Here is a 26,934-nt window from a genome sequence, read left to right as displayed (position 1 = left end):
TATAAAGAGCAGCATTACGCTCTCGTACTTGCAGAGGCTGTTTTGTGTGAGCAAACAGTAAATTAAGGTGGTACCACGTGGAGATCAACCACGTCCTTATCTATTTCTTGAAATAGATAGGGGCGTGGTTTTTTTAATTCCGTAAATAAGAGAAATGAAGCGAGGAGACGGTTCAATTGCTTCTGGTACATAATGAAGCAGGAGAACCGTCCCCCTGCTTCATACCTAGAATAAAAAACTAAGGAGGAAAATATAATGAATAATCATCTCGTGTTACAAACTGATTTTGGTACAAGTGACGGTGCTGTAAGCGCTATGTATGGTGTGGCTATTTCCGTGAATCCAGCCATCCGTGTATTTGATTTAACCCATGACATTCCCCAGTATCATATTTGGGAAGGCTCCTACCGATTATATCAGACGGTTTCCTATTGGCCCGAAGGAACGGTGTTTGTTTCGGTTGTTGACCCAGGTGTCGGTTCTGAGCGGAGAAGTGTTGTCGCGAAAACGGCTTTGGATCAGTATATTATTACTCCGGACAATGGTACGCTCACCCATATTAAAAATTGTATTGGCATTAAAGAAGTAAGAATCATTGATGAGGACGTCAATCGCTTGCCGTGTTCTGGTGAATCCTATACGTTCCATGGTCGTGATGTCTATGCATATACCGGGGCAAGACTCGCTTCCAATTTAATTACGTTTGAACAAGTGGGTCCAGAAGTGCCGGTTGATTCCATCATCGAACTTCCCAAGGAGGAGCCGAGTATTACCAATCATGTGCTCACTGGCAATATTGACATACTTGATATTCGGTTCGGTAATTTATGGACAAATATTGACCGTGTACTCTTCAAAAATTTATCAGTGGAATATGGTGATTCCTTTGAAGTGACGATAGAAAATGATACCCGCCAAGTCTATAAAAACATTATGACGTATGGCCGAACATTTGCTGATATTCATTTAGGTGAGCCATTGCTATATGTGAATTCGCTTGATAAAATTGGCGTTGCGATTAACCAGGGTTCTTTTGCAAAGGCATATCATATTGAAACAGGGGCATCATGGAAAATTTCTATACGCAAATTGCCGAAAATTGTTTACAATTAACTTTATGAAAAAGATCTTTTTGGGGGTTGAGGAAATGAAAGGAAAACAGTTATCAATCAAAACGATCGTGGCAATTGGGATTGGCGCAGCCGTATTCGTGATTTTAGGCAGATTCGCCGTTATTCCAACAGGAGTACCAAATACGAATTTTGACACATCGTACGGCTTTTTAGCGTTAATGGCAATTGTTTTCGGACCGGTTGCCGGTGGGTTGATTGGGTTAATCGGCCACGCCTTAAAGGATGCCATCTTCTACGGAACTCCGTGGTGGAGCTGGGTCATCGTTTCTGGAATCGTCGGCTTCTTAATTGGCCTTGCAGCGAAGAAAATCAATATTGAATCAGGCATTTTTAATACGAAAAAAATCATTCTGTTTAACGTGGTTCAAATCGTTGTCCAAGCGATCGGCTGGTTCGCGATTGCTCCGACCCTCGATGTTCTTATTTATGCCGAACCAGCAAATAAGGTTTATTTACAAGGCGTGGTTGCCGGCGGGTTAAACATGGTAACTGTTGCTGTCCTTGGTACGCTGTTGCTTAGTATCTATGCAAAAAGCCGCAGTCAAAGCGGCAGTCTAACTAAGGATGTTTAATTATAAGATGCAGACTGTTTTGCAAACAGAAGAGCATTGATTCACTAGGAGAAATTTTATGAAAAAACCGGTTATACAATTTGAAAACTATAGCTTTCAATATCGCAGTCAGACGGCACCAACATTACATGAGATAAACTTAACGATCTATGAAGGGGAAAAGATTCTCATTGTTGGTCCATCTGGATCTGGAAAAAGCACACTTGGCCATTGTCTCAATGGCCTTGTTCCCTTTTCTTACAAAGGGGAAGTATCAGGAAGTTTGAAAATCTGCGGCGAGGACGCTAAGGATTTAGACATTTTTTCCTTATCGAAAAAAGTCGGAACGGTTCTCCAAGATCCTGATGGGCAATTTATTGGGCTTACGGTTGCTGAGGATATCGCTTTTGCGCTCGAAAATGATTGTACACCACAAACACAAATGTTTGATAAGGTGGCCGAGGTATCGAAAATGGTGGAAATGGAGGATTATTTGGACTCCTCGCTGCACCATCTTTCCGGAGGACAAAAGCAAAGGGTATCTCTTGCTGGGGTAATGGTCGATGATGTGGAGATTCTATTATTTGATGAACCACTGGCCAATCTTGATCCGGCAACAGGAAAATATGCAATTGAACTCATTGATAGGATCCAACAAGAAACAAACAAAACGGTCGTGATTATCGAGCACCGCTTAGAGGATGTATTGCATTGCCCTGTTGACCGCATCATTGTCGTTGATGATGGCAGGATTATCGGTGACATGACTCCGGATGAACTTTTAGCTTCCCCCGTCTTGGAGCAATGTTCCATCCGCGAGCCCTTATATGTGAAAGCAGCGAAATATGCCGCCTGTGATATTACGCCAGAAATGAAGCCCGCTCATCTCGATTCCTTTCAAGTTGAAAGCTGCAAAGGTCAGTTAGTGGACTGGTTTACAAAAGTGGATAGCCCGCAGCCTAGAGAGAAAACAGAATCTGTTTTGGAATTAAAGGAAATTAATTTTGGCTATACACCAGGAAAAAGAACGATTCACGGTGTTTCTTTTTCGATTGAAAAAGGTGAAATGGTTAGTATTGTTGGAAAAAATGGTGCTGGAAAGTCGACACTGTCCAAATTAATTTGCGGCTTTGAAAATCCTAGCTCGGGAAGAATTTATTATCGCGGGCAGGATATTACCGAAGATACGATTAAAGAGAGGGCATCAAGGATCGGCATGGTAATGCAAAACCCGAATCAGATGATTTCGAAGCAGATGATCTATGATGAAGTGGCGCTTGGTCTGGTCATCCTTGGTGTACCGGAAGCCGAGATAAAAGAGCGCGTTATGAAGACATTGAAAATTTGCGGATTGTATCCATTCCGTAACTGGCCGATTTCGGCGTTAAGCTTTGGCCAGAAAAAGCGGGTAACCATCGCCTCCATCTTAGTATTGGAGCCAGAGATAATCATACTTGACGAGCCTACCGCAGGGCAGGATTTCCGCCATTATACCGAGATCATGGAATTTTTGGTGGAACTCAACAGCCAAGGTGTTACAATCATCATGATTACCCATGATATGCATCTCATGCTTGAATATACGCCGCGGGCGATTGTGATTGCAGGCGGAAGAAAAATAGCCGATGACTCAGCTGTCAATGTACTGGCGGATTCTACAATTATTGAAGAGGCAAATTTAAAGGAAACATCCTTATTTGAATTGGCAAACCGGGCGGGAATTAGCGATCCAAAGCAGTTTGTCGAGAGGTTTATCGCCTATGATCGTGAGGTGAGACAGAAATGGCAGTAGAAATGCTTTCATACATAGAGCGGCAATCGCCGGTCCATCAGCTGACAGGTGTAACCAAGCTGATTTGCTTCATCATCTGGTCATCGATTGCGATGCTTACCTATGATACGCGAGTTTTAGTCTTCCTCTTCCTATTTAGTATCGGCGTCTTTATCGTTTCCAAGGTGAAACTAAAGGAAGTGGCCTTTGTCCTCCTATTTATCTTATTGTTTTTGATGATTAATAATCTTGCAATCTATGTATTTTCGCCGCAAGAAGGGGTAAAAATCTATGGGACAAGCCATGTGCTGTTTGAAATCGGCGGGCGCTATTCGATCACGCTAGAGCAGCTGTTTTATCAAATGAATGTTACACTTAAATATTTCACCGTCATTCCGGCGGCGATTCTATTTATTGTGACGACAAATCCCAGTGAATTTGCCGCATCATTAAACCGAATCGGTGTCAGCTACCGAATTTCTTATGCTGTTGCACTTGCATTACGCTATATTCCCGACATTCAACGAGATTTTCGTAATATCTCGCTTTCCCAGCAAGCCCGTGGGATTGATATGTCGCGCAAAGAAAAGCTGCCGAAGCGGATAAAGAATGCTGCATCGATCATCATCCCGCTCATCTTATCAAGTCTCGATAAAATTGAAATCATTAGCAATGCAATGGAGCTCCGAGGGTTTGGAAAAAACAAAAAGCGTTCTTGGTACCGGGCACGCCCATTTCAAAAAATAGATGTATTCACTATCATCCTTTTCGCTCTCATACTATTAGTCTCGCTTTATGTCACATTTCATGATGGCGATCGGTTCTATAATCCTTTTCTTTGATGTTTTCCTAATTACATAGACAAGTATAAATCCGCTGCCTAGTTCTTTGGCAGCGGATTTTCATATTTACTTGATATGTTGAATGAATAGGCTACCCCAATTATAAACATCAGTAAAAAAGACCAACAAAAATACCTCAATAGCGGATAGTGGATAAAGAAATTATTATTTAGCCGACTATATATATTTTCCTTTCTAGAGAATTTGATAAGGATAGGTCAAAAAGGGAATCCTTGAAGTATTCTATCGAAGGAAGGATGATATAGTAATGGTAAGATGGTATCCAATTTTATTGCTCACTTGTCTTTTATGTCTAGCTGGATATGACAATCATGAATACATAAGGGAACGGGGAGAAAACAGGGGGAAAGAAGTAATGACTCCAGCTATACACATTGACCCAGAAGTCGATATGATTAGTGAAAAGATGGTTGAAATCATCATTCACTTTAAAACGTATCCAGCAAAGGTTGCAGTCGCCATTGCAGAAAAGAGTGGAGTACCATTAACATTGGAACAAGCAAAACAGGACGTAGAAGAAAGTCATTCACGCTTTAAGAAGGATGTAGAACGATATTTAGGCCAACACCAAATTCCCTATTCGATAAAGCATACTTATAAAATGGCATTTAACGGGGTATCGATTAAGCTTCCAGGGAAGGAAATTAAAAGATTGTTACAATCTAACGAAATTGCTGCTATTTATGCCAATAAGGAAATCAAGCTAATTCCACCGCCAAGACCTAAATAATGTACTATGTAGCGGGCTTAATCGTCCGCTTTCTTATTTGCCGATAGGAAAGTATAACTATCCTATCAGGCATAAGTATAACTACGCCTCTGTCTTCGCCCTTGGGGCTCACCAATCGACGAGTTTTCTTTATCAATAATATAAAACAATCAAAAAGGGCACCTAAATAATGGTGCCCTTTTTGATTGTTTTATAAATAAAGATAAATTACCCCAAATTAAAAGTTTAGTACTTTTTATACGGGTATGAATGCCTATCAAAAATACCCAATTGCAATATAGTAATCTTAAAAGTAAGAAGTTAGATCATAAAATCACATCAACATTTAATACTACTTATAATGGGGTAGCGATGAAACTACCAGCCAACCAAGTAGAAATGCTCTTAAAATCTGAAGTTGTCAAATCCGTTTATAAAAATGTCGAATTTAAGGTCGATCCAATTGCGTTAGGTGAAGAAAAGGCATCAAACAATAACGCTGGTAATTGTGAGCTTTTAATTATTTTTTGCTGTGAATTTTTGACAAGGATCCTCATTTATCCTTCTATAAATTGAGCTTCATTAAATGCAATCCTCTATATTTAGATAGCGATCCGCCCACGTTTGATAAAACTTTTCTTCATGAGAAACAAGTAATACACTGCCTTTAAACTGAATTAATGCTTTTTGTAAAGCTTCTTTTGTTTCTGCATCTAAATGATTGGTTGGTTCATCCAAGACTAGAAAATTGCAAGATGAAAGAAGGAGCAGGCATAATTTTACCTTTGACTGTTCTCCGCCACTTAATGTCCCAATTGCTTGTGAAGTATGAGCATTCTTCAGCCCACATTGAGCCAAACGACTACGAATCTCCTTAACGCCCAATTTAGGATAAAAATCTGAGATAATTTTGAGAGGTGTTTTTGCCTTATCTTCCCATGTTAAATTTTGTTCGAAATAACCAATCTTTACGGATTCCGCAAACTGGAAACTACCTGCGACAATTGATATACGTTGAACGAGTGTTTTTAGTAATGTGGACTTTCCAATTCCATTAAAACCTGTAATCACAAGTTTTTGCCCGCCTGAAACAGTAAAATTCAATTTAGGCAAAAGGGGTTTACCATAACCAACCTCAAGGTCATTTACACGTAGAGCCATCTGTGCGGAAAGTGAGATTTCCTTAAAACTAAAGGCAGGTTTATGAGTGAAAACTGGTGGAGCCATTCGTTCCATTCTTTCAAGCTGCTTCCGACGACCTTGAGCCATCTTGCTATTAACTCCAGCAATATTCTTTCGAATAAATTCTTCCGTTTTTTCTATCTTTTTTTGTTGAGCGACGTATTGTCGAGTGTAATCTTCTCGCAAATGCTCTTTTTGACGCAGAAAATCCGAGTATTTCCCCGTATACTTTTTGATGGTGCCAAGCTCGATATCACATATACAAGAAGATATTTTCTCTAAAAAATCAAAATCATGGGATACAACGATATAAGCGCCATCGAATACGGTTAAATAGTTTGCAAGCCAGTCTACATGTTCCTTATCTAGAAAATTCGTTGGTTCATCTAACAATAGTACATGGGGCTTTTCAAGCAATAGCTTTGCTAGTATAACTTTCGCTCTTTGGCCGCCGCTTAACTCCTGAATGGGGCACTCGATGCCAATTGCATTAATCCCTAAGCCATAAACCACTTTATCGATGTGACTTTCTATTAAATAAAAATCACTCGTTTCAAGCTTCTCCTGGTATTTTGCCGCTTGCTCCATCAGATCGTAATTACCTGTAATCACCATTTCTTGATAGAGATCATTCAGTTTTTTTTCGAGTTCAAATAAATTGGCAAATGCTGTATTCAAATAGTCAATAATTGTTTTGGTTCCATTGATTTCGGCATATTGATCGAGATGTCCAATCCTAATATCCCTTTTCCATTTAATCATTCCGTTATCGGGAATGATTTCTCCCATCAATATTTTTATAAGTGTACTTTTTCCAGCGCCATTTTGTCCTACGATTCCCATATGTTCACCTTTGTATAAATCGAAACTTGCTTTATCATATAGGGGTTTGTCTATAAATCTGTGTGTTAAATTTCTGACTTCAAGTAAACTCATCTTTTTTCCTCTTTTCCTAAAAAATAAAAAAAGCAAAGAGACAGTGTCACAAAAGACGCTAGCTCTTTGCTTTAGTGGTTTTGCTGCATAGAAAGAATACAACAAATATTATTTCAATTCCGAGAAAACTCATTGAAATATCCAAAACAAAGGGCCATAGACAAAGCATTGTCTATGGCCCTTTAATCAATTATCCTTCGGCAAATAGTCATACGCAAAAAAGCATAGCAGCACTACACTTTTTAGCAACTATAAGCCGATGAATATAGGAAACTTGATGCTTCCCGATTAAGCTCCGTACAATGCTTCATCGTATACATTTGTGCGGAGCTAAGTTCTCTAATATATATTTTAAACCGGATATTTATCATGGAAAGCACCTTCTTTACCATTTATACTATCATAAGAATGTTTGACCCCTGCTTGTTGTTTCTTAAGCTTATAAAGTTAAACCACCATCTACAAGGACAACTGAGCCGGTCATATAGCTTGCTTTATCAGATGCTAAGAAAGCAACCATTTCAGCAAGTTCGTTCGGATCAGCATAACGACCCATTCTCATATTTGAAAACTCTTCTGGGATGTAGCCGCCTTTTGCAAACTGATCAGCAACACTAGCGGTTAAAGCTGTTTGAACACCGCCTGGGCAAAGCGCATTAATACGGATTCCTTTTTTAGCATATTCTAATGCAGCACCTTTGGTTAACCCTATAACCGCATGTTTGCTTGCTGAATAAACAGCTACACTATGTTCAGGTCGAATTCCTGCAGTCGAAGCAGTGTTAATAATTGATCCGCTTCCTTGCTCGTCCATCACTTTTAACACATATTTTAATCCAAGGAATACGCCTTTTACATTGATGGACATAATCCGGTCAAATTCGGATTCTTCTACTGTAGTGAAAGGTGCAAACTTTTGGATAATACCTGCATTATTGAAAAATATATCAATACGTCCATATGTTTCAACTGCTTTATTTACATAGTTTTGCACATCTTCACTTTTTGAGACATCGGCCTGAACGAAGATACCTTCTCCGCCTTGCTCCTTCACAAGTTTTAATGTTTCTTCCCCTGTTTCCTTATTGAAATCGACTAATACAACTGTTGCCCCGTTACTAGCAAGTTTCAAGCTGCTTGCTCTACCAATTCCACTTCCTGCCCCAGTTATTACGGCAATTTTATTTGTTAATTCCATGTTCATTTCCCCTTTGTTTTAGATTTCTTACATCAACTATTTTATTGCTGATAAAGAATTATTTATTGTATTATCATACGGATAATAGTATTTTTTTATTGTCAATAATAAATAGTGTAATCGATTTCAAAAAATGAATGGAGTATATAAAATAGATGGAAATATCCAAGGAAGATTTACAATATATTTGTCAGCTTATTTCTGAAGTTCATCAAATACCCGTTTATTATGTCAATCAATTTGGTGAGTTCGAATACGAATTTTCAAGAAGTGACCTACGGAGAAATCCATATTATCACCTGTTCAAGGAGCAGATAAGTGTTTATACCTATGAAGAGGATCCAAATGATTTTCCTATCTTCTTTTCAAATTCAAATTTGAACTTTTTCTTTGTTAATCTAAAAAAAACAAATCACTTTTTAGGCACCATTATTGTAGGACCTTCCCTTGAGTCAGAAATATCTGATGAAAATATTACTAAGATCATGGATGCTTTTAAAGGAAACGTCAATAAAAGGAATCTTATTGAATACTATCAATCTATCCCCATTATTGATCGTCAACAACTCCTAACGATTAGTTTAATGGTTTATTATTTGATTTATCATAAAACGTTAGATAAAACGTTTGTCATACAAAATAACAAAGCGTTAGACCTCGTCATAATTGAATCAGAGAATCTGGATCTTGAGCTTTCAAAAGGGAGAAGGGATTTCATTTTCCATTCCAATCTTTCATATGAACGGGTTTTGCTTGATTATGTCAAAAATGGACGTATAGATAAATTAAAGGATATCTTCGACTACTCAATTGTCGGTGAAGCAGAATTAGGATTATTGTCGAAACGGAACCGCTTAAGAAGTGAAAAAAATTTAATGATAACTGGAATTGCCCTTGTTTGCAGAGCTGCCATTGAAGGTGGCTTAAATGAGGAAACGGCCTTTACATTAAGTGATTTTTATATTCAACAACTCGAGGATTTAGGAAACCTAAAAGCAATATTGAAATTAACGGAAGAAGCCATTAGTGATTTTACCAATCGTGTACACCAATTAAATGTAGGAAAATATTCTGCAGCGATAACCGCTTGTCAACATTATATTTATAACCATCTTTATGGAGACATCACACTTGATCACCTTGCAGAAATGTGTCGTTTAAGTCCCAATTACTTATCATCCCTTTTTAAAAAAGAAGTTGGTATACCAATAAGTGAATATATACAACGGCAACGAGTAGACGAAGCAAAAAAGCTGTTAGTTATAACAAATTATCCGATTTCAGACATCAGCACGTGGCTAAATTTTAACGATCAAAGTTATTTTATAAAAATCTTTAAAAAATACACAGGTTTAACCCCAAGACAGTTTAGAAATGATCATTCCTCTGATCAAACATAGACATGAGCCGTGCCAGAGAGAATGGGGATTTCCGAAGAGGTGTTAATTAGCAGCGAATTGGCAGGAGAGGAATAGGTACAGCGGTTTATAGCGCGACCCTCGAACAAAATACCATTAATTCGGTAGTGGCTTTAATTGTTGAAGACGTTGTCCTGATTTCGGACGGCGGTGGTAAAACGTCTGCTGCAACTCATCCAATCCAAACACCTGAACGTGTGGCTAGATTCCTGCTTGGGCTGTTCAATCAGGTATCCAATCTCGGAGAAAACGTTCAAATCGAGCTGACACCTCTAAACGGCCAAACTGGGTTGGTGGTTCGGAAGGATGGCGTGATAGAGACCGTATTGCATATACATGTAGAGAAAAATGCAATCGGCAACCTTTACTTTGTACGGAACCCGGATAAATTACAACATATTTAGGTGTCAAAGGGAATTATAAAATTCAAAAGCCTATGAAGGATTATATATCTATTAATATTTAATCCTTGACAATTTATTTAATCTCCATTTATAATTCGTTATACTAAAAAAATGTTATATATTATAGAGCGTTGAACGGAATTTAGTAGTGCTTAGCATTTTGTCTACAGAGAGCTGATGGTTGGTGCAAATCAGTACAAACGTAAGCATGAATTACACTCCCGGAGTTTCTTTTTCGTAGTAAAGGCAGCAGCCTTTATGAAGGGGAAGACGGCAACAAAGCCGTTATCAGAATGAAGTGGTGAGCGTATGCTCGCAACTAGGGTGGTACCGCGAAGTCTATTCGTCCCTACTGGTTTTTCCAGTAGGGACTTTTTATTTGTTTTTAAAAATTTCATAGGATACAAGCATGGAAGGGAATACAGTAGTGCTTAGCATTTTGTCTACAGAGAGCTGATGGTTGGTGCGAATTAGTACAAACGTAAGCATGAATTACACTCCCGGAGTTTCTTTTTCGTAGTAAAGGCAGCAGTTCTTTATGAAGGGAAAGACGGCAGCAAAGTCGTTATTAGAATGAAGTGGTGAGTGTATGCTCACAACTAGGGTGGTACCGCGAAGTCTATTCGGCCCTACTGGTTTTCCAGTAGGGCCTTTTTATTTGGTTTTTAAAAATTTCATAGGATACAAGCGTGGAAGGGAATACAGTAGTGCTTAGCATTTTGTCTACAGAGAGCTGATGGTTGGTGTGAATCAGTACAAACGTAAGCATGAATTACACACCTGGAGTTTCTTTTTCGTAGTAAAGGCAGGAGTTCTTTATGAAGGGAAAGACGGCAGCAAAGTCGTTATTAGAATGAAGTGGTGAGCGAAAGCTCGCAACTAGGGTGGTACCACGAAGTCTATTCGTCCCTACTGGTTTTCCAGTAGGGTTTTTTTTAGCCGTAGGAAAGTTTAACTTTCCTATCAGGCATAAGTGCAACTACGCCTCTGTCTTCGCCTAACGGCTCGCCAGTCGACAAGTTTTCTTTATGAAAAGGAGGAAAGCAAAGATGGAATGTAGAATTCGATTACCATGTTAAGAGAATTCAAAAAAATTGAAAAGAAAGGATTGAATCTAGTATGAACCAATTATTGAAACCTATAAAACAGATTCCAGTTCATTTGAGACAATTTGTCTCAGAGCAGCATTACGAACAGTACACACCAATCGATCATGCGGTATGGCGATATGTTATGAGACAAAATCATCATGTCCTAAAGGATACTGCTCATCCGGCGTATGTGGAAGGTCTCCGGGCATCGGGGATTGACATAGAGGCAATTCCAAATGTATCAGATATGAATGAACGTCTTGCAAAAATTGGCTGGGGAGCTGCAATTGTAGATGGCTTAATTCCGGGTGTTGCTTTTTTTGATTTTCAAGCTCATGGTATTTTGCCAATTGCTGTGGATATTCGAAAAGTTGAAAACATTGAATATACACCGGCACCGGATATAATCCACGAAGCCGCAGGACATGCACCGATCATTTTTGATTCTCAATATGCTTCATATGTAAAACGATTTGGAGAAATTGGCGTAAAGGCGTTTGCAACAAGAGCAGAACATGAAGTATTTGAAGCCGTAAGACATCTTTCAATCGTAATGGAGGCCCGCAATTCCACTCCACAACAAATTGAAGAAGCAAAACGGTTACTAAGCGAAAAGCAAAAAGCGGTAACAGGTATGTCAGAAGCAGAACAAATCTCGCGAATTTTCTGGTGGACAGTGGAGTACGGACTAATAGGTACGTTGGAAAACCCTCAAATATATGGTGCAGGTCTGTTATCTTCTGTAGGAGAAAGCAAGCATTGCTTGTCTAAAGAAGTAGTAAAACTTCCTTTTTCGGTAGAGTCTTGTATTCAGACAAGCTACGATGTAACGACCATGCAGCCGCAATTATTTGTTTGCGAGAGCTTTGATCAATTGATAGAGGCTATCGAAGAGTTTTCCCAATCAATGGCCTTTCGAAAAGGTGGAACTGAGAGCTTAGATAAGGCACTCCAATCAGGCAGTACGTCGACATTTGTATTGAACTCGGGAATACAAATTACAGGAACGATCGAAAAAACGCTTAAAGATCCAGATGGCGAGGCCATTTATGTGAAAACAGCAGGACCAACAGCCTTGGCTATTAATGATAAGGAGCTTCCTGGACATTCGAAAGCAATTCATTGTGATGGTTTTGGAACGCCAATTGGTTTATTAGAAGAGGACATTTCTCTTGAAGAATGTAACAAGGAACAACTTCTGGCTTTAGGAATAGAAAAAGGACGAAAAGCGACTTTGACATTCAAGAGCGGCATTCAAGTAACGGGAATTGTTACAAATATTATCCGAAACAAGAACAAAATAAATCTTATTTCCTTCGAAAACTGTATAGTCACATTAGGAGATCAAATGTTATTTGAGGAGACTTGGGGAGTATTCGACATGGCGGTAGGATCAGCCGTTACTTCTGCTTTTCCAGGAGCTGCAGATGCAGAAGCCTTCTTCGGTGTAGAAGAAATACCTAAAAAAGAATCAATAGCACCAAGACGGTTAACAGAATTAGAAAATCTGTACCAAACAATTAGAGAAGTTCGTGAAAAAGAGTCACTGGATGAAAATAGTATGGTTACTGTCCAAACAGTTCTGCAAGATTTGAGAAGCTCTTTTCCAAAGGAATGGCTGTTGCGTATGGAAATTCTGGAGTTGTTCTGTGGACATGGTGTGCAAACGATGGAAACAGAACAAGTGCATCAAGAATTGCTCAACCTCAGCAAAACAAAAGAGCTTCAACGCCTAATCAATAATGGATTAGCTTTACTTCCGCTTCAAAAGGAAGGTCAAGAATGTTAACAGCATTAACCCCTTTAGAAATACAATTGGAGTGTGCAAAACTTCAAAACTGGAAGGTAAAAGACGATAAATGGATTGAAAGGAAATATATTTTTAAAGATTACCTGCAAGGTATCCAGTTTGTTTCAGCAATCGGCCAAATTGCTGAAGCAAACCAACATCATCCATTTATCAGCATCCAATATAAGGCTGTTATTGTTTCGCTCAGCACATGGGCTGCAAAAGGAGTAACAGCATTGGACATTGATTTAGCAGTCGAATTCGAAAAAACGTATGAACATATAAAACATACTATTTCATCCACAGGGTGATTAGTATATCGGAAAAATGTTTTTATGTACAGACGAACTAAATTCTTGTATCTTAATCAATCGTTTTACGACCTTAATTTACGAAAAAAACTATATTTTTTAAACGGATAAAACCACATTTTTTGAGGATGTGGTTTTTGTCCGTTCATTCACGATTAAGACAATAATTTTTTTAAATCATCTTCCATGCTGCTTGGATCTGCTGTTGGTGCATAGCGTTTTATCACTTGGCCGTTACGGTCCACAAGAAATTTTGTGAAATTCCATTTGATTCGAGGGGATAAAAGTCCTGTCTTTTGTTCCTTTAAATATTTGAATAAAGGATCGGAGAACGGACCATTTACGTCAATTTTTGCAAAGATGGGGAAGGTTACTCCGTAGTTAATCTGGCAAAACTCCGTTGTCTTTTCAATTTGTTCAAATTCCTGGTTGTTGAACTGAGAACATGGAAAACCTAGTATTTCCAACCCTTGATCCTTGTATGTATCATATAAGTTCTGCAGTCCTTTAAATTGGGGGGTAAACCCGCATTTACTGGCAGTATTGACAATAATTAACGGCCTGCCCTCATATTCATGTAATGATTTCTTCTCGCCATTTGACATTTTTACCTGAAAGTCATACACGGTTTTCATTTTAATCACTCCTTTATAAATGACTACTTGTTTTAACAATCGTCTGGCTGTTATCGATTGCAAACGATCGAAGGCTGAGTGCAATCAGAAATTGAGCGGTGTAATAGGTTGTCATGATAAGCTGATCTGAAAAGGCGATATCGGAAACAAACATATTCCAGGATAATATCGAATCCGACAAAACAAACAAAATGCTGCCGATTATAGCCCATTTGTTCCCCGTCATGATAGCGGACCAGGCCATTAAAGATATGGCGATCATATAGATCAAAACCGGAACAATCAGGACATTGTTACCGTCTCGAAGTAAGGCAGCGATAATCTCCCTGCCAATCATAAAAGCATATGTAGAAATTGGTAAAATCATCACCAGCCGGACCTTTGAAAAGTGCCATCTACTCAAGAAACCTGCCAGATAAAAGAGATGGCCAATGAGAAAGGCACTTAGACCAACAACAAACCAACCAATCAGGCCATCGCCAAGCATACAGAAAAACAATCCAATGAGGATCAGCCAATGGGTAATTGTTTTTTTGGCGGAAAATTGCAAGTATGCATAACGAATAATTAACAGCATTGGGATCAGCTTGAAGAAAATCTTAACAGAGTACGGGTTATCAGGGATAAAGAAAATGTACAATAAGCCCGTTAACAAAATTAGCACAGGAAGCCAAGGAATTTTCATCAGAATCAGTTCCTCCTAATAGATTGATAAAGAGTGCGAATTTTTGGATAAATGCACCATTTATACAAGTATAAACTATCTTTTAGCATTTTACCTTTATTTTTTCGAAGCAAGGGGATGGCTCTCTTACTTCCCCTTGCTTTCTCACATAATATACAGCCCGGTGACATAGACTGTGGTGATGGTTTTTGCAATCTCTTCAACAGAAGCATGATGTTCGTCTCGGACAATTTCCCATAGGTACATTTCATTTGTAAAAAACCAGCCTCGTGCGACAAGGTCATGGTTTAATTCTGCTCTCGCCAATCCATTTTGTTGCGCATAAGCAATGTCCATTGAGATCCGCTGAATAAATTTCTCCCGAATCGCTTTCCATTTATCTGAAATTAAAGCAGAAACACCGATTGCCTGTTCAAAGACTTGCATCATAGCCCGTTCAGCTTCTGCCATTAATAAAAAGGCATTCGCCTGCTTGTGAATGATTTCCTCTGCTACTTGTTTTGATTTTGGCAGAAAGGAGATTTCGGCAATTTCATAAAATCGCTCCATGACATCCTCCATCAATATGATTAAGAGATCTTCCTTTCCTTCAAAATGGACATAGGCAGTTCCGTAACCAATGTTCGCTTTTTTTATCATTTGCGAAATTGTTGCTTTTTGGAAGCCTTCTTGAAGAAAAACCTCCTTTGCAGCTTCTAATAATTTTTGCCGCGTTATGATTGAGCGTAAATGTCGTTTATCCTCTGTTTTTTTCATACCTATTCCTCCAATACCTCTAGCATATATGGATTGTTATCAAAATAAAAGCTATTGCTGAAATGAGTTATTTTAATAATTGGAATTGTTGGAAATATAATATTGACATCATGTCATATTGTTTGTTATGCTTTTTTGCAAACGATTTCAGTTGGGGATAGGGAGGATTATGATGGTATCGAATTTCTTACCAACATTAGATTTCGCAAAACAATTAGATAAAGAAGATACTCTTTCGCGTTTTCGAGAAGAGTTTTATTTAAAGCCTGGTTCTATTTATATGGATGGGAACTCATTAGGACTCCTTTCTAAAAGAGCGGAAAGGACTCTCTTAGAAACCTTAGATGATTGGAAACAATATGGGATTGATGGCTGGACTATGGGCACTCATCCATGGTTCTATATGGCAGAGAAACTGGGCGAAAAGCTTGCGCCGTTAGTAGGGGCTGCTGCTGAAGAAGTCGTTGTAACGGGTTCTACCACCGTCAATCTGCATCAGCTTGTATCAACGTTTTATCAGCCAGAAGGAACCCGTACAAAAATTTTAGCGGATGAACTAACATTTCCATCTGATATTTATGCGCTTCAAAGCCAAGTAAGGATTCATGGTTATGATCCGGATGCACATCTCATCCGTGTGAAAAGCCGTGATGGCCGCTTTTTAGAAGAGGAAGATATTATCGAAGCGATGACCGATGATATTGCCTTAATTATTCTACCGACTGTTCTTTATCGCAGCGGTCAAATATTAGACATGAAACGATTAACCGATGAAGCACATAAACGAGGTATTTTAATCGGATTTGACGGCTGTCACTCCGTTGGTTCCATCCCGCATTCCTTCAGTGAATGGGATGTTGATTTTGCGTTCTGGTGCAATTATAAACATTTAAACGGCGGACCTGGCGGTGTGGGCGGCTTATTTGTAAATCGCAAACATTTTGGAAAAATGCCTGGACTTGCGGGCTGGTTTAGTTCAAATAAAGAGAAACAATTTGATATGGAGCATACATTAATACCGGCTCATTCAGCTGGAGCGTTCCAAATTGGAACTCCTCATGTCCTAAGCATTGCACCATTAATCGGTTCATTAGAGATTTTTACAGAGGCTGGCATTGAAAATATCCGCGAAAAATCGCTTATAATTAATCGCTATTTAATGAATTTAATTGATCATGAATTGGCAGATATGGGCTTTTTCATTGGAACGCCAAGAGAGGATGCCTGTCGCGGTGGACATGTGAGCCTTGAGCATAGTGAAGCAGCGCGAATTTGTAAGTCATTGAAGGAAAACGGCATTATTCCTGATTTCCGAGCACCTAACATTATTCGTCTTGCACCTGTTGCCCTATATACTTCCTATGCGGAAGTTTGGGAAGTCGTTCATATTCTCAAAAAGATTATTACTGAAAAACAGTATGAGAAATTCAAGAATGAACGTGAAGTAGTGGCATAGGAAACGAAGAGAATGTTCTCTTGCTCCCTTTTTGAAAAAGAGGCCTTCACAGAGTTTGATTAATGATCGCAAAAGTAAGTTTTACCTAATTATCATTAGAATGTAAGATCAATATAATGAAATGATTAAGGGATAGATAAGACAGAATAATTTCTGCTTAATCTATCCCTTTTTGAATTTAACCAATTGGACTTCAAAAATCTTTTTCTTTTTAAATGAGAGCCTACTATTTTTTGCTTTCTGAAAACATCTCTTTAAAAACTTCCATTATTATTCAACTTTAATTTTTATGATCACTGTTTAACGGTAGTCCGCCACAATGAGAAACTGATTTATTCATATCTGTATGTTGAATGAATATGCCACAAGAGATGATGAACATAATTGCATTAACAGTAAGAGCTAAGAGATTAGCAAAATCTGTGACATTTATCAAAACAATGATAAGAGAAATTATTGTAGCAATAAGTGGAATGAATTTATTTAAGTTAGTCACCTTGTAATTTTTTTGAAGACGGTGAAAAAAGAAAAAAATGGCTAGCAATATTGGAGATGTAATAAGTACTCCAGCATATCCAAAAGCATCTTCAATAAACCAAGGTAAAAAGCTCATACGTGACGTAAAAATAAACAAATTTAGTAACAGTGTTCCGATTAATAATACATTTAGTATGGTGTACTTCGTTTTTTCCTTCAATCTAATTCCTCCAGATAACGTTCCTTTTAATAAAATAATATTCTACTTCGGATTATTTAGTGTAATATTACACTAAATATAACATTATGACCGAGGTATGGCAATATATTTCACATTTTTTCATAAAAAACCTGCAATCGTTATTTGGAGAGGGATTCGATGTTCGTTATCATTGTAAAACTCATTTGAGCATTCACAGTCAAGCATGAAGCTTGTTTCACTACTACGTGCTTTATTGTCTTTTAACAACTAATGTTCCAATCACTAATAACATAAATAACGCTAATAAATAGATACTCAGTGCGCCTATCTCGATGGTTTTTACACCTAAAGCAAAAAGCACAATTACAAGTAACATACTGCCAAATAACGAAATATATAAGGAAAATGCATAGAAGTTTTTTATATTAATCCATGTTCTTTCATCTACATCAGGTACATTATGTCTTTTTCGACTTTCACGAAATTTTGCGGTCCCAACAGCAATTCCTACACCTAAAACAGAACCAGCGATACATGCTGTAACTGTTCCAACAGGTAAATCAGGAACCAATAATTTACCTAGGTACAAACCAATACTCATTGAACAAACAACTGTAATAGCTGCAATGATGGGCCACTTCTTTTTCATTCTAATCCTCCTCCAACGTAAATATTTCATCAATTGTTACATTAAAATACTTCATTAGTTTTAGTGCCAGTTCTAAGCTGGGGTTATATTTGTGATTCTCTACCGCGTTAATCGTTTGTCTCGTAATCTGAAGATCTTCTGCCATTTGAATTTGACTAATTTCTTTTGCCAAACGGATCTCTTTAATTCTATTTCTAACTTTCAAAAGTACTTCACTTCCTTCATTGATAACGATGTAAAGATATCTTTACATTAAGTATAAAATAAAAATATGGCGATGTAAAGATATCTTTACATCGCCATGTCCAAACACTTGGTACTAAAAAACAACCGCTTTGTACTCTCATCCGGAAAGAGTATCTTTCGCGAAAAAACAAAGTAAGCCTGCTTTTCACATTCTAAAGCAGGCTCATGTAACAGTTCATCCGACTGATTGCCGGTTTGATTTTAATTTTTTCGAACCGAAGTAGATTCGCGAAGAAGTAATTTGGTAGGCAACAGGATTTCGTGAATCGGTTCATCTCTATTTTCTATTCTCCAACAAAGCTGCTCGACGGCTTTTTTTCCAAAATAATTTAAATCGATGTCCATTGTTGTAATTTTCGGAGTAGTAATCTGTGACAGCTGTCCATTGTCAAAGCTGCATACAGAAACATCTTCTGGTATTTTGAATCCTTTTTGCTGCAATAATGATGAAACAAGGAAACCATGACCGTCGTTCACACAAAACCAGGCTGTAGGTTTATTTGCTAGTGCTTCAAAAAATTGATTCAGCTCATCCTGATTTTCCTTTGCGTTTGTAAATAAATAATCATGATTTGGGCTAATTCCATACTTTTGTAACGCCAACAAGTAACCCTCTAACCTCTCTTGATAACTTGGAGAAAAGTTAACGTCCCCAATAAAGGCGATTTCGCGGTGACCCAGCTCAATTAAATGCTCCACAGCCATATAAGCGCCATAACGGTTATTCGTTAAGATCGAATCTGCCTGAAGATATGGTGAATGATGATCGATTAAGACAGTAGGGATACCAGTATTAATTATTTCTGAAATATAGTCAGTGCTGATATGAGATAGAATTAACACTCCATCAATTTCATGATTGGATAATAAGGCAGGCAGAGTTAAATTCTTTTTTGAATCGCTATCAATTGATTCAATGAATAAATTCATGCCGCGGGCACGCACTTCTTTTTCGATACTTAAGTAAATTTCGCCAAAGAAACTTTTAAGCGAAAAAGCAAAATCAGATGCGATTAACGCGATATTTCTAAGTGTTTTTTGATCTGTTAGTTTTTGTTTACGATTATTTAAGTAGTCGTAACCTAGTTCATCCGCCGTCTTTTGGACGAGTTGCCTTGTCTCCTCACTCACCCCCGGTTTACCAGAAAGTGCTTGGGAAACAGAGTTTTTTGAGATATTTAGCCGGTCGGCGATATCTTGCATAGTTACTTTTTTTTCCATATCTAATTTTACTCCCTTAATTAATTTGCTTATTGTAAAGTAAATGTAAAATCATCTTTGTAATTATATTGTAACGTTACAAAAGTTAAATTACAATATCCCTTACAAATAATAATGTTAGTAATTAACATAAAAAATCTTTCGTTTTCGAGAAAAATAATGTTTGACATTACAAACGTCAGGTGTAATAATGTGTTTGTAAGGTGATTAATAACGTTATTAAATGATTATTTTAGAATTACTGTAATGATTTCATTCATTGATAAATTAGGAAGAATTGAAAATGAAACCAAATTTCCCAATGATGCTGACATCATTATACATTTTTTTAAAATCCAATGATAGCGCTGTCACTAGTGCGTTATTGGAAACTAGTCTTTCTTAGTAGTTTTATAGTTTTATCGATTCTTATTAATTTCTGGTATTGCTTCTTCATTAGTAAAGATTGGATAAGATATTAATAATCGGAGGGATTTAGGATGAAAATAAAAAAAGCAGCATCCGTCTTGTTTGCAGCATCATTGGTTGTATCTGGTCTAGCTGGCTGTTCGACGGGAAGTAAAGAAAAAACCAGCAGCACAAAGGACGGAGTCACAACGATTGAATTCTGGGCTGCTCCAAACCCAACCCAGCAAGTGTATTGGAAGGAAATGGCGGATGCGTTTACAAAAGAACATCCGAATATCAAGGTGAATGTTAGCCCGATGAAGGAAAGTCCGACTTCTGAAGCAGGCATTCAATCGGCGATTGCCGGCGGTAGTGCACCAACCATGTCGGAAAATATTAACCGTGGTTTTGCTGCTCAATTAGCGGATAGTAAAGCGTTGGTACCTCTTGATCAGTTAGAAGGCTGGGATAAAGTAAAAGAAGATCGTAATATGGAAAATACATTGAAGGGCTGGGAATTTTCAGACGGTCACCAATATGTATTGCCGATTTACTCTAACGCGATGTTATTTGGCTGGAGACTCGATATTTTGAAAGAACTCGGGTATAATGAGCCGCCAAAAACTTATAGCGAAATGTTAGATGTCGCGAAAAAATTAAAAGAAAAATACCCTGATAAATATGTGTGGGCAAAAGCTGATCTTGCTGACCCAACTGCTTGGAAAAGATGGTTCGATTTCTTTATGTTGTATGATGCAGCATCAAACGGTAACAAGTTTGTAGAAGGCAGCAAATTTACTGCCGATGCAAAAGCCGGTGAAACGGTCCTTGGTTTTGTTGATGATCTTCGCAAAGCAGATGCTTTATTAACAAGACAAGCTAAAGATCCGTTTGAAACAGGATTAGGAATCTTTACGGATATTGGTCCTTGGACAATTGGTTACTGGGCAGAAAAGTTTCCTGAAATGAAATTTAATGAAACATATGCATTATCGGTACCGCCTGTTCCAGATGGCATGGATACAACCAATGTAAAAACGTTTGCTGATACAAAAGGTTTAGTCGTTTACGCTTCTGCAACAAAAGAACAGCAAAAAGCAGCAATGGAATTCATCAAGTGGGTTTATTCAAATCCTGAAAATGATTTGAAATGGCTTGAAAAAACTAGCCTGCCGCCTGCTCGTGATGATTTAACATCGAATGATACATTTAAAGCGTTCTTTGACAAAAATCCGGCATTACAGCCATATGCTGCTGCCGTACCAAATGCCATTCCACCAATGGATAACGCAAAATATAATGAAATTCAAACTTTTATTGGTCAACATGCTTTCAATCCAGTAGTCAAGGGAGAAAAGGATCCGAAGACTGGATGGAAAGACATGCAAAAGGCAATTGAGGGGGCTCTTAAATAATGAGCACAAAGCAAGGAAGGATGGGCTGGCTATTTGCCAGTCCATATCTTTTATATGCGGTCGTTTTCTTTCTGATCCCACTTGTCTGGTCACTGTTTTTATCTTTCACCGACTGGAATTTAATTTCACCGACTTTTAGTTTTGTTGGTATTTCGAATTATGTCGAGGCTTTAAATAGCCAGGGTGTGCAAAGCGCCTTTTTCGTCACTTTTAAATTTATGGCTTTATTTGTACCTATGGTCATTGCCTCTTCGATAATCGTTGCTTTAATCGTTCAGGGATTACCGAAATTTAAAGGGTTATTTTTAATTGGCTTCTTCTTACCTTATTTAGCATCAGGAGTTGTTTCCTCGCTCATTATCAAAGGACTATTATCTTATAACAGTCCGATCAATGAATTCTTGCGAAATGTACTTGGCCTTGATATTGACTGGCTGGGAACACCATTTTCGGCACTCTTTGTTGTCGCTGTGATTATCGCTTGGAAATTCACCGGCTATTATGCTCTGATCTTAACATCGGGGTTTGAGAGTATTAATAAGGAAGTATATGAAGCGGCCATGATTGATGGAGTGAATACGTGGCAGCGCTTTTGGAAAATTACTTTTCCACTCCTTTACCCTGCATTATTTACGGTACTAATTTTATCCATCGGTGTTACGTTTGGTATTTTTACTGAGGTTTATCAATTAACAGGCGGCGGGCCAGATTTTGCAACCAATACATGGCAAATGGAGATTTTCACAAAAGCATTTTCAAATCTTCAGGCCGGATATGCATCAGCCGTTGCTATTATTGCTTCTGTTGTGACGTTTATATCCATTTTTATTATTCGAAAACTCTTAGAAATGTGGGGGAAACGAAATGGGTGGAGCTAAGAAAAAGGGATTATTGTTTCGTTACCTAATTGCTGTTGTGCTCTTACTAGTTATGATTTTTCCGTATATTTATATGGTGCTAAATTCCTTTGCTGACTGGGATCAAGTGGATAAGAAATTATTTCCCACTGATTTTACCTTGAAATCGTATCAATGGCTGCTAGGTGGGGGAGAAGCCGTTATTCCGAGGCCATGGATTCATTCTTTTTTTAACAGCTTTATTGTTTCAGCAGGCTCGACGTTGTTAATGATGGTCTCGGCGGTAATGGTTGCCTATGCCTTAGCGAAAATACCGTTTAAGGGAAGAGACACTATTAATAACTTTATCTTATTTCAAATGTTTTTCCCGGCGATTATTCTATTGATCCCAACCTTCCTAGTCATTCAAAAAATCGGTATGTACGATTCTTACTGGGGAATGATTTTACCAAAAGCGATGAGCTTATGGGCGGTATTTATGTATACGAACTTTTTTAAGGCAATTCCGGAAACGTTTATTGAAGCCGCGAAATTAGACGGTGCCAGCGATTTGCAAATTATGTTTCGAATCGTCATGCCCATGTCCAAATCGATTACCACTGTTATTTTCTTATTCTTGTTTATGGAAAGATGGACAGAACTTTTATGGGATATGTTAGTTGTTAAGAGTGATAGCATGTTAACGCTGAATGTCCTGTTATCACAAATGTTCGGTCCGTATGGCGGCTATCCAGGCCCAATGTATGCGGCATCTGTTTTATTAACACTTCCTATCATTATTATCTTCTTGCTCTTTGCGAAAAAGTTCCAAGAAGGTATGCAATTTACACTTAAGTAATCCAGGATTGGGGTACTAACGAATGGATAAATGGTGGAAACAATCGGCTTTTTATGAAATTTATATGCCGAGCTTTAAAGATGGAAATGGCGATGGTATCGGTGATTTTACGGGAATCACCTCTAAACTCGACTATTTAAAGGAACTAGGGATTGATGGATTATGGCTTACTCCCTTTTATCCATCTCCCAAAGTTGATAATGGCTATGACATTTCTGATTACTATGGGATCGATCCCGAATATGGAACGATAGCTGATTTTGAAATGTTTATTCTTGAAGCCCATAAGCGGAAAATTCGCGTGATTGTTGATTTGGTCTTAAACCACACCTCTTCTCGGCATCCGTGGTTCCAAGAGTCGAAGTCATCAAAGGAACACCCGAAACGTGATTGGTATATTTGGCGAGATGAACCGAACAATTGGGAATCTTTCTTTGGAGGTAGTGCATGGGAATATGACGATGAAACAAATCAATATTATTACCATGCATTTGCGAAGGAGCAGGTCGATTTAAATTGGAGCAATCCCAAAGTCAAAGAAGCGATGTTTGAAGTCATGAAATTTTGGCTCGAAAAGGGAGTAGACGGCTTCCGGCTTGATGTCATTAATTTTTTGAAAGTAAATGACTCGTTCCTGGACAATCCTTTTGATGCTGAAAAAAATGAACAATTTCATTTAAACGATAAAGACCAAGAAGGAATTATATCCATTATTGAGGAAATAGCTGCTTTTGTGCATCAATATCCTGACAAATTCCTTGTTGGCGAGGTAGGTTCTGAAGAGCTTGATGTGTTAAAACGCTATTCTGGGCTAAATAAGCTTGATGTTGTGTTTAATTTTAATATCGGAAGTATTGAAGAGTTTGATCCCGAGCAGATCTATCGACAACTGTTGTCAACAGAACAAGCTTATGATTCAGCGCAAATTCCAACTTTATTCTTTTCTAGTCATGATATGTCCCGCCATATTTCAAGGTTTGGCGGCGACGAGAATCGGGCAAAACTAATTGCTGCCTTGATGCTTACGGCGAAAGGTATTCCGTTTCTTTATTATGGTGAAGAGATTGGCATGAGAGATTGGCTTACAGATGATATTGCGAAAATGAAGGATGTTCAAGGGCTGATGACCTATAAGCTGTCCTTACAATTGGATCATTCTTTTGAAGAAGCATTGGCAGCTGCTAATGAAAAGAGCAGGGACAAGTCACGAACACCAATGCAATGGAATGTACTTGCCAATGCCGGTTTTTCGGTGCAGCACCCATGGATTACGATTCCGAATGATGCCAACAAAATCAATGTTGAAAATCAGCAAAATGATCCAGATTCGATGCTTACTTTTTATAAAAGTCTGCTGAAGCTGCGAAAGGAACATTTTGCGTTACGTATAGGAGAATATGAGTTTTTACGGTATACAGATGGAATGATTTATTTCGTAAAAACAGACGGTGTTGAAAAGCTATTCATTGCTATGAATTTTTTTAGTCATTCGAAAACGCTTGATGTTGGAGCTTGGATTGGAACGGATCCGAAATTGCTTTTATCGACAAAGCGTGTGTCGATGGAAGGTGGCAGCACCATCACGATTTTAGCCAATGAGGCGATAATTCTAAAGGGGGAAGTCAAGGAAATGACCGTTTTAAAAAAAGGAAAGGTTAAAACATGTGAACAGCTGTTAAACGAGGTTATTTCAAAACCTACTAATCCTGAAAAAATTATTTTCTCTGGTCTAGGTGAAAAGGATGTCTATAATATTTCCGCACCGTTTGAAGATGAGGGGGAGCTAGTTATTGCGGGTCGAGTTGAATCGCGTGATAGCGAGCATTCTAGAGTGTATTTCTTCGTTGAGCGCAACGGTGAATGGATTCCAAGAGAAAATGCGCCTGTCCTTGAGTTACAAGATCCGTTTTTTACTAGAATCGCGGGAGAGCTGATTTTAGGCGGCGTGCAAATATTTCCGCATCCAACGCTAGAAGGTTCACTCGGCTGGCGTACCGTTTTTTATAAAGGCGGATCTATTTCTTTATTACAGGAATTTGCGAAGGGGCCAGACGGGATGAAAGACCTTCGCCTTGTAGAGCTGAAGGATGGAAGTGTTGGTGTGTTAACAAGACCGCAAGGTGAAAAGGGAGGCAGAGGGAAAATTGGCTGGACCCATATCCCTTCACTGGCGGATTTAACGATTGATGTGATTAATGATGCTCCGCTACTTCAGGGACAGTTTACTGATGAAGAGTGGGGCGGAGCAAACGAGCCGCACCTTTTAGCAAATGGTTTGATTGGTGTATTAGGGCATATTGCTTCATTTGATGCGGAGGGTAACCGTCACTATTATTCTGTAGTCTTTGCCCTTCATCCGGAAACGGGCGAGATTTCTGATCTAGAATTAATCGCGACAAGAAGTCACTTCCTTTCAGGTCCAACAAAACGCCCAGATTTGGTGGATGTGGTGTTTAGCGGGGGATTAGTTCGAAAATCAGATGGCACGGCTGTATTATATGCCGGTATTAGCGATGCCGAAGCACAAAAGATTACAATCATCGATCCTTTCTTACCATACGAGCAGTAATTCATAATAAAGTCCAAAAAGAGGAGATACCAAAATGAATGTATATAGATATGAACAGAATCCATTGGTCACCCCAGCGGATGTGAAACCACATCGTGCCGATTTTGAAGTGATTGGAGCTTTTAATGCCGGAGTAACAACCTATAACGGTGAAATTATTATGGTTCTCCGCGTTGCGGAGCGTCCAATAAGTGCAGACCCTGAGATTGTAAAAGCACCTATTTATAATCCAGAAACGAATGAACTAGAGATTTTTGAATTTCGTTTGGATGATCCTGCTTATGATTTTTCTGATCCGCGTGTAATTAGAGAAAATGGGTCAACGCAAGGCTTTAAATATTTAACATCCTTATCGTACTTACGTATTGCGCGCAGCAAGGATGGTCATCAGTTCACCATCGATGATCAACCGTTTGTGTATCCTTCTAATGAATTAGAGGTGTTTGGGATTGAGGATCCACGGGTAACGAAAATAGATGATACGTATTATATCTATTTTAGTGCCGTTTCACCTGTTGGGGTCGGGGAATCGCTGGTTTCCACAAAGGACTTTATCACAGTCGAGCATCATGGAATGATTTTTGCGCCGGAAAATAAAGACGTTTTAATTTTTCCTGAAAAAATCAATGGGAAGTATTATGCCCTTCATCGTCCTGTGCCAAAAAGTGTAGGGGAGCCGGAAATGTGGATTGCTGAGTCTACTAATCTTTTATATTGGGGGAATCACAAATATTTACTAGGTTTACGTGAAGGAATGTGGGATAGCGGACGAATGGGTGGAGGAGCCGTTCCAATTAAAACAGAACGAGGATGGCTAGAACTTTACCATGGTGCAACGACGGATCATCGGTATTGTATGGGTGCAGTTTTACTAGATTTGGAGGATCCATCAAAGGTTATTGCCCGCTCTGACAAACCGATTCTTGAACCGGAGGCCGACTATGAAGTAGATGGTTTCTTTGGGAATGTTGTCTTTTCCTGTGGCGCAGTTGTTGAAGGCGATGTTGTCAAAATGTACTACGGTGTTGCCGACACCTCGATGGCTTGTGCAGAATTAAGTTTACAAGAAATCATAGATTCATTAACGTATATTAAATAGTTTTTATAGTGCCAAAATTGTCCTTTCGATTTTGGCCTTCGTTTTGTTTCTTGATAATTGTTAAAATATGAAGCTGGTTAACAAGG

24 protein-coding genes, 1 pseudogene and 4 other annotated features (1 of these 29 running past the window's edge) are annotated in these 26,934 nt (G+C 38.5%); of the genes and pseudogenes, 16 read left to right on the top strand and 9 right to left on the bottom strand.

Going from position 1 to position 26,934, the window contains the following annotated elements; translation table 11 throughout:
• Positions 1-101: a binding site (T-box leader), on the top strand (it extends 175 nt beyond the left edge of the window).
• 154 nt (positions 102-255) lie between these two features.
• The 6 genes from QNH20_RS23830 (at position 256) to QNH20_RS23805 (ending at position 5,603) form a co-directional block, all read left to right on the top strand.
• Positions 256-1,113 carry an SAM hydrolase/SAM-dependent halogenase family protein gene (locus QNH20_RS23830; RefSeq protein WP_283920410.1) on the top strand — a complete coding sequence of 286 codons (858 nt, stop codon included), beginning with the start codon at positions 256-258 and terminating at the stop codon, positions 1,111-1,113.
• Positions 1,114-1,147: 34 nt separating this feature from the next.
• Positions 1,148-1,705, top strand: a complete 558-nt coding sequence (locus QNH20_RS23825; RefSeq protein ID WP_283920409.1) for an ECF-type riboflavin transporter substrate-binding protein — start codon at positions 1,148-1,150, stop codon at positions 1,703-1,705.
• 58 nt (positions 1,706-1,763) lie between these two features.
• Positions 1,764-3,476 carry an ABC transporter ATP-binding protein gene (locus tag QNH20_RS23820; RefSeq protein WP_283920408.1) on the top strand — a complete coding sequence of 571 codons (1,713 nt, stop codon included), beginning with the start codon at positions 1,764-1,766 and terminating at the stop codon, positions 3,474-3,476.
• Positions 3,467-4,297, top strand: a complete 831-nt coding sequence (locus tag QNH20_RS23815) for an energy-coupling factor transporter transmembrane component T family protein (RefSeq protein ID WP_283920407.1) — start codon at positions 3,467-3,469, stop codon at positions 4,295-4,297. Before QNH20_RS23820 ends, QNH20_RS23815 begins: the two co-directional genes overlap by 10 nt.
• A 376-nt stretch (positions 4,298-4,673) precedes the next feature.
• The gene (locus QNH20_RS23810) at positions 4,674-5,048 is read left to right on the top strand and encodes a protease inhibitor I9 family protein (RefSeq protein ID WP_283920406.1); all 375 of its coding nucleotides are present in this window, start codon (positions 4,674-4,676) and stop codon (positions 5,046-5,048) included.
• Between the two features lie 249 nt (positions 5,049-5,297).
• Positions 5,298-5,603 carry a protease inhibitor I9 family protein gene (locus tag QNH20_RS23805; RefSeq protein WP_283920405.1) on the top strand — a complete coding sequence of 102 codons (306 nt, stop codon included), beginning with the start codon at positions 5,298-5,300 and terminating at the stop codon, positions 5,601-5,603.
• Between the two features lie 6 nt (positions 5,604-5,609).
• Here QNH20_RS23805 and QNH20_RS23800 read toward each other — a convergent pair whose 3' ends face one another.
• Entirely contained in the window at positions 5,610-7,145 is a 1,536-nt protein-coding gene (locus tag QNH20_RS23800) for an ABC-F family ATP-binding cassette domain-containing protein (RefSeq protein WP_283920404.1), read from the bottom strand.
• A 439-nt stretch (positions 7,146-7,584) separates the two neighbouring features.
• Complete coding sequence (locus tag QNH20_RS23795) at positions 7,585-8,343, bottom strand: SDR family NAD(P)-dependent oxidoreductase (RefSeq protein ID WP_283920403.1); 759 nt, start codon at positions 8,341-8,343, stop codon at positions 7,585-7,587.
• A gap of 155 nt (positions 8,344-8,498) precedes the next feature.
• Between QNH20_RS23795 and QNH20_RS23790 the strand changes: the two genes are divergently transcribed.
• The 3 genes from QNH20_RS23790 (at position 8,499) to QNH20_RS23780 (ending at position 13,356) form a co-directional block, all read left to right on the top strand.
• On the top strand, positions 8,499-9,743 hold the full coding sequence (locus tag QNH20_RS23790; RefSeq protein ID WP_283920402.1) for a helix-turn-helix domain-containing protein: 1,245 nt from the start codon (positions 8,499-8,501) through the stop codon (positions 9,741-9,743).
• A gap of 544 nt (positions 9,744-10,287) precedes the next feature.
• Positions 10,288-10,519 (top strand) — a binding site (T-box leader).
• Between the two features lie 47 nt (positions 10,520-10,566).
• Positions 10,567-10,799: a binding site (T-box leader), on the top strand.
• A gap of 47 nt (positions 10,800-10,846) precedes the next feature.
• Positions 10,847-11,079, top strand: a binding site (T-box leader).
• A 205-nt stretch (positions 11,080-11,284) separates the two neighbouring features.
• Entirely contained in the window at positions 11,285-13,045 is a 1,761-nt protein-coding gene (locus QNH20_RS23785; RefSeq protein ID WP_283920401.1) for an aromatic amino acid hydroxylase, read from the top strand.
• Positions 13,039-13,356: a 4a-hydroxytetrahydrobiopterin dehydratase gene (locus tag QNH20_RS23780; protein WP_283920400.1), complete on the top strand. Its 318-nt coding sequence runs from the start codon at positions 13,039-13,041 to the stop codon at positions 13,354-13,356. The genes QNH20_RS23785 and QNH20_RS23780 overlap by 7 nt, the downstream gene beginning before the upstream one ends.
• Positions 13,357-13,511: 155 nt before the next feature.
• Here the strand turns inward: QNH20_RS23780 and QNH20_RS23775 are convergent, their stop codons facing one another.
• From QNH20_RS23775 to QNH20_RS23765, 3 genes are all read right to left on the bottom strand, one after another.
• Positions 13,512-13,991 (bottom strand): glutathione peroxidase, encoded by a 480-nt coding sequence (locus QNH20_RS23775; protein WP_283920399.1) that lies wholly within the window; start codon positions 13,989-13,991, stop codon positions 13,512-13,514.
• A 13-nt stretch (positions 13,992-14,004) separates the two neighbouring features.
• Positions 14,005-14,676: a lysoplasmalogenase gene (locus QNH20_RS23770; RefSeq protein WP_283920398.1), complete on the bottom strand. Its 672-nt coding sequence runs from the start codon at positions 14,674-14,676 to the stop codon at positions 14,005-14,007.
• 144 nt (positions 14,677-14,820) lie between these two features.
• The gene (locus QNH20_RS23765; protein WP_283920397.1) at positions 14,821-15,432 is read right to left on the bottom strand and encodes a TetR/AcrR family transcriptional regulator; all 612 of its coding nucleotides are present in this window, start codon (positions 15,430-15,432) and stop codon (positions 14,821-14,823) included.
• Between the two features lie 169 nt (positions 15,433-15,601).
• Here QNH20_RS23765 and kynU point away from each other — a divergent pair, with 169 nt between their 5' ends.
• Positions 15,602-16,888, top strand: a complete 1,287-nt coding sequence (gene kynU / locus QNH20_RS23760) for a kynureninase (RefSeq protein ID WP_283920396.1) — start codon at positions 15,602-15,604, stop codon at positions 16,886-16,888.
• Between the two features lie 280 nt (positions 16,889-17,168).
• Here kynU and QNH20_RS23755 read toward each other — a convergent pair whose 3' ends face one another.
• The 4 genes from QNH20_RS23755 to QNH20_RS23740 all read right to left on the bottom strand — a co-directional run bounded on the left by QNH20_RS23755 (position 17,169) and on the right by QNH20_RS23740 (position 19,683).
• Positions 17,169-17,585, bottom strand: coding sequence for a hypothetical protein (locus tag QNH20_RS23755; protein ID WP_283920395.1), 417 nt, complete (start codon positions 17,583-17,585; stop codon positions 17,169-17,171).
• A 232-nt stretch (positions 17,586-17,817) separates the two neighbouring features.
• On the bottom strand, positions 17,818-18,216 hold the full coding sequence (locus tag QNH20_RS23750; protein ID WP_283920394.1) for a hypothetical protein: 399 nt from the start codon (positions 18,214-18,216) through the stop codon (positions 17,818-17,820).
• A gap of 1 nt (position 18,217) precedes the next feature.
• The gene (locus tag QNH20_RS23745; RefSeq protein WP_283920393.1) at positions 18,218-18,421 is read right to left on the bottom strand and encodes a helix-turn-helix transcriptional regulator; all 204 of its coding nucleotides are present in this window, start codon (positions 18,419-18,421) and stop codon (positions 18,218-18,220) included.
• Positions 18,422-18,663: 242 nt separating this feature from the next.
• Positions 18,664-19,683: a substrate-binding domain-containing protein gene (locus tag QNH20_RS23740; RefSeq protein ID WP_283920392.1), complete on the bottom strand. Its 1,020-nt coding sequence runs from the start codon at positions 19,681-19,683 to the stop codon at positions 18,664-18,666.
• A gap of 479 nt (positions 19,684-20,162) precedes the next feature.
• On the opposite strand from QNH20_RS23740, the gene QNH20_RS23735 reads away from it, so the two are divergent.
• From QNH20_RS23735 to QNH20_RS23710, 6 genes and pseudogenes are all read left to right on the top strand, one after another.
• A complete protein-coding gene (locus QNH20_RS23735) occupies positions 20,163-21,485 on the top strand; it encodes an extracellular solute-binding protein (protein WP_283920391.1) in 1,323 nt (440 codons plus the stop codon).
• Positions 21,485-22,363 carry a carbohydrate ABC transporter permease gene (locus tag QNH20_RS23730; protein WP_283920390.1) on the top strand — a complete coding sequence of 293 codons (879 nt, stop codon included), beginning with the start codon at positions 21,485-21,487 and terminating at the stop codon, positions 22,361-22,363. The genes QNH20_RS23735 and QNH20_RS23730 overlap by 1 nt, the downstream gene beginning before the upstream one ends.
• Positions 22,350-23,180, top strand: coding sequence for a carbohydrate ABC transporter permease (locus tag QNH20_RS23725; RefSeq protein WP_283920389.1), 831 nt, complete (start codon positions 22,350-22,352; stop codon positions 23,178-23,180). The genes QNH20_RS23730 and QNH20_RS23725 overlap by 14 nt, the downstream gene beginning before the upstream one ends.
• Before the next feature lie 22 nt (positions 23,181-23,202).
• Positions 23,203-24,555, top strand: a pseudogene (locus tag QNH20_RS23720) (alpha-glucosidase); the annotation flags it as partial.
• 255 nt (positions 24,556-24,810) lie between these two features.
• Complete coding sequence (locus QNH20_RS23715) at positions 24,811-25,749, top strand: MTP-1 family protein (protein WP_283923490.1); 939 nt, start codon at positions 24,811-24,813, stop codon at positions 25,747-25,749.
• Positions 25,750-25,783: 34 nt separating this feature from the next.
• Positions 25,784-26,848, top strand: coding sequence for a BtaManbiosPhlase (locus tag QNH20_RS23710; RefSeq protein ID WP_283920388.1), 1,065 nt, complete (start codon positions 25,784-25,786; stop codon positions 26,846-26,848).
• Positions 26,849-26,934 lie beyond the last annotated feature (86 nt).

The sequence above is a fragment of the Neobacillus sp. WH10 genome, assembly GCF_030123405.1.
Lineage (GTDB): Bacteria > Bacillota > Bacilli > Bacillales > Cytobacillaceae > Neobacillus.
The sequence above is the reverse complement of the archived record's forward strand: the minus strand, read 5'-3'. Positions and strand labels throughout refer to the sequence as shown.

What these genes read in the sequence shown, in the direction of transcription:
- QNH20_RS23830 (WP_283920410.1), top strand. Translation starts at nt 256, where the DNA reads ATGAATAATCATCTCGTGTTACAAACTGATTTTGGTACAAGTGACGGT.
- QNH20_RS23825 (WP_283920409.1), top strand. Translation starts at nt 1,148, where the DNA reads ATGAAAGGAAAACAGTTATCAATCAAAACGATCGTGGCAATTGGGATT.
- QNH20_RS23820 (WP_283920408.1), top strand. Translation starts at nt 1,764, where the DNA reads ATGAAAAAACCGGTTATACAATTTGAAAACTATAGCTTTCAATATCGC.
- QNH20_RS23815 (WP_283920407.1), top strand. Translation starts at nt 3,467, where the DNA reads ATGGCAGTAGAAATGCTTTCATACATAGAGCGGCAATCGCCGGTCCAT.
- QNH20_RS23810 (WP_283920406.1), top strand. Translation starts at nt 4,674, where the DNA reads ATGACTCCAGCTATACACATTGACCCAGAAGTCGATATGATTAGTGAA.
- QNH20_RS23805 (WP_283920405.1), top strand. Translation starts at nt 5,298, where the DNA reads ATGCCTATCAAAAATACCCAATTGCAATATAGTAATCTTAAAAGTAAG.
- QNH20_RS23800 (WP_283920404.1), bottom strand. Translation starts at nt 7,145, where the DNA reads ATGAGTTTACTTGAAGTCAGAAATTTAACACACAGATTTATAGACAAA.
- QNH20_RS23795 (WP_283920403.1), bottom strand. Translation starts at nt 8,343, where the DNA reads ATGGAATTAACAAATAAAATTGCCGTAATAACTGGGGCAGGAAGTGGA.
- QNH20_RS23790 (WP_283920402.1), top strand. Translation starts at nt 8,499, where the DNA reads ATGGAAATATCCAAGGAAGATTTACAATATATTTGTCAGCTTATTTCT.
- QNH20_RS23785 (WP_283920401.1), top strand. Translation starts at nt 11,285, where the DNA reads ATGAACCAATTATTGAAACCTATAAAACAGATTCCAGTTCATTTGAGA.
- QNH20_RS23780 (WP_283920400.1), top strand. Translation starts at nt 13,039, where the DNA reads ATGTTAACAGCATTAACCCCTTTAGAAATACAATTGGAGTGTGCAAAA.
- QNH20_RS23775 (WP_283920399.1), bottom strand. Translation starts at nt 13,991, where the DNA reads ATGAAAACCGTGTATGACTTTCAGGTAAAAATGTCAAATGGCGAGAAG.
- QNH20_RS23770 (WP_283920398.1), bottom strand. Translation starts at nt 14,676, where the DNA reads ATGAAAATTCCTTGGCTTCCTGTGCTAATTTTGTTAACGGGCTTATTG.
- QNH20_RS23765 (WP_283920397.1), bottom strand. Translation starts at nt 15,432, where the DNA reads ATGAAAAAAACAGAGGATAAACGACATTTACGCTCAATCATAACGCGG.
- kynU (WP_283920396.1), top strand. Translation starts at nt 15,602, where the DNA reads ATGATGGTATCGAATTTCTTACCAACATTAGATTTCGCAAAACAATTA.
- QNH20_RS23750 (WP_283920394.1), bottom strand. Translation starts at nt 18,216, where the DNA reads ATGAAAAAGAAGTGGCCCATCATTGCAGCTATTACAGTTGTTTGTTCA.
- QNH20_RS23740 (WP_283920392.1), bottom strand. Translation starts at nt 19,683, where the DNA reads ATGGAAAAAAAAGTAACTATGCAAGATATCGCCGACCGGCTAAATATC.
- QNH20_RS23735 (WP_283920391.1), top strand. Translation starts at nt 20,163, where the DNA reads ATGAAAATAAAAAAAGCAGCATCCGTCTTGTTTGCAGCATCATTGGTT.
- QNH20_RS23730 (WP_283920390.1), top strand. Translation starts at nt 21,485, where the DNA reads ATGAGCACAAAGCAAGGAAGGATGGGCTGGCTATTTGCCAGTCCATAT.
- QNH20_RS23725 (WP_283920389.1), top strand. Translation starts at nt 22,350, where the DNA reads ATGGGTGGAGCTAAGAAAAAGGGATTATTGTTTCGTTACCTAATTGCT.
- QNH20_RS23715 (WP_283923490.1), top strand. Translation starts at nt 24,811, where the DNA reads ATGACCGTTTTAAAAAAAGGAAAGGTTAAAACATGTGAACAGCTGTTA.
- QNH20_RS23710 (WP_283920388.1), top strand. Translation starts at nt 25,784, where the DNA reads ATGAATGTATATAGATATGAACAGAATCCATTGGTCACCCCAGCGGAT.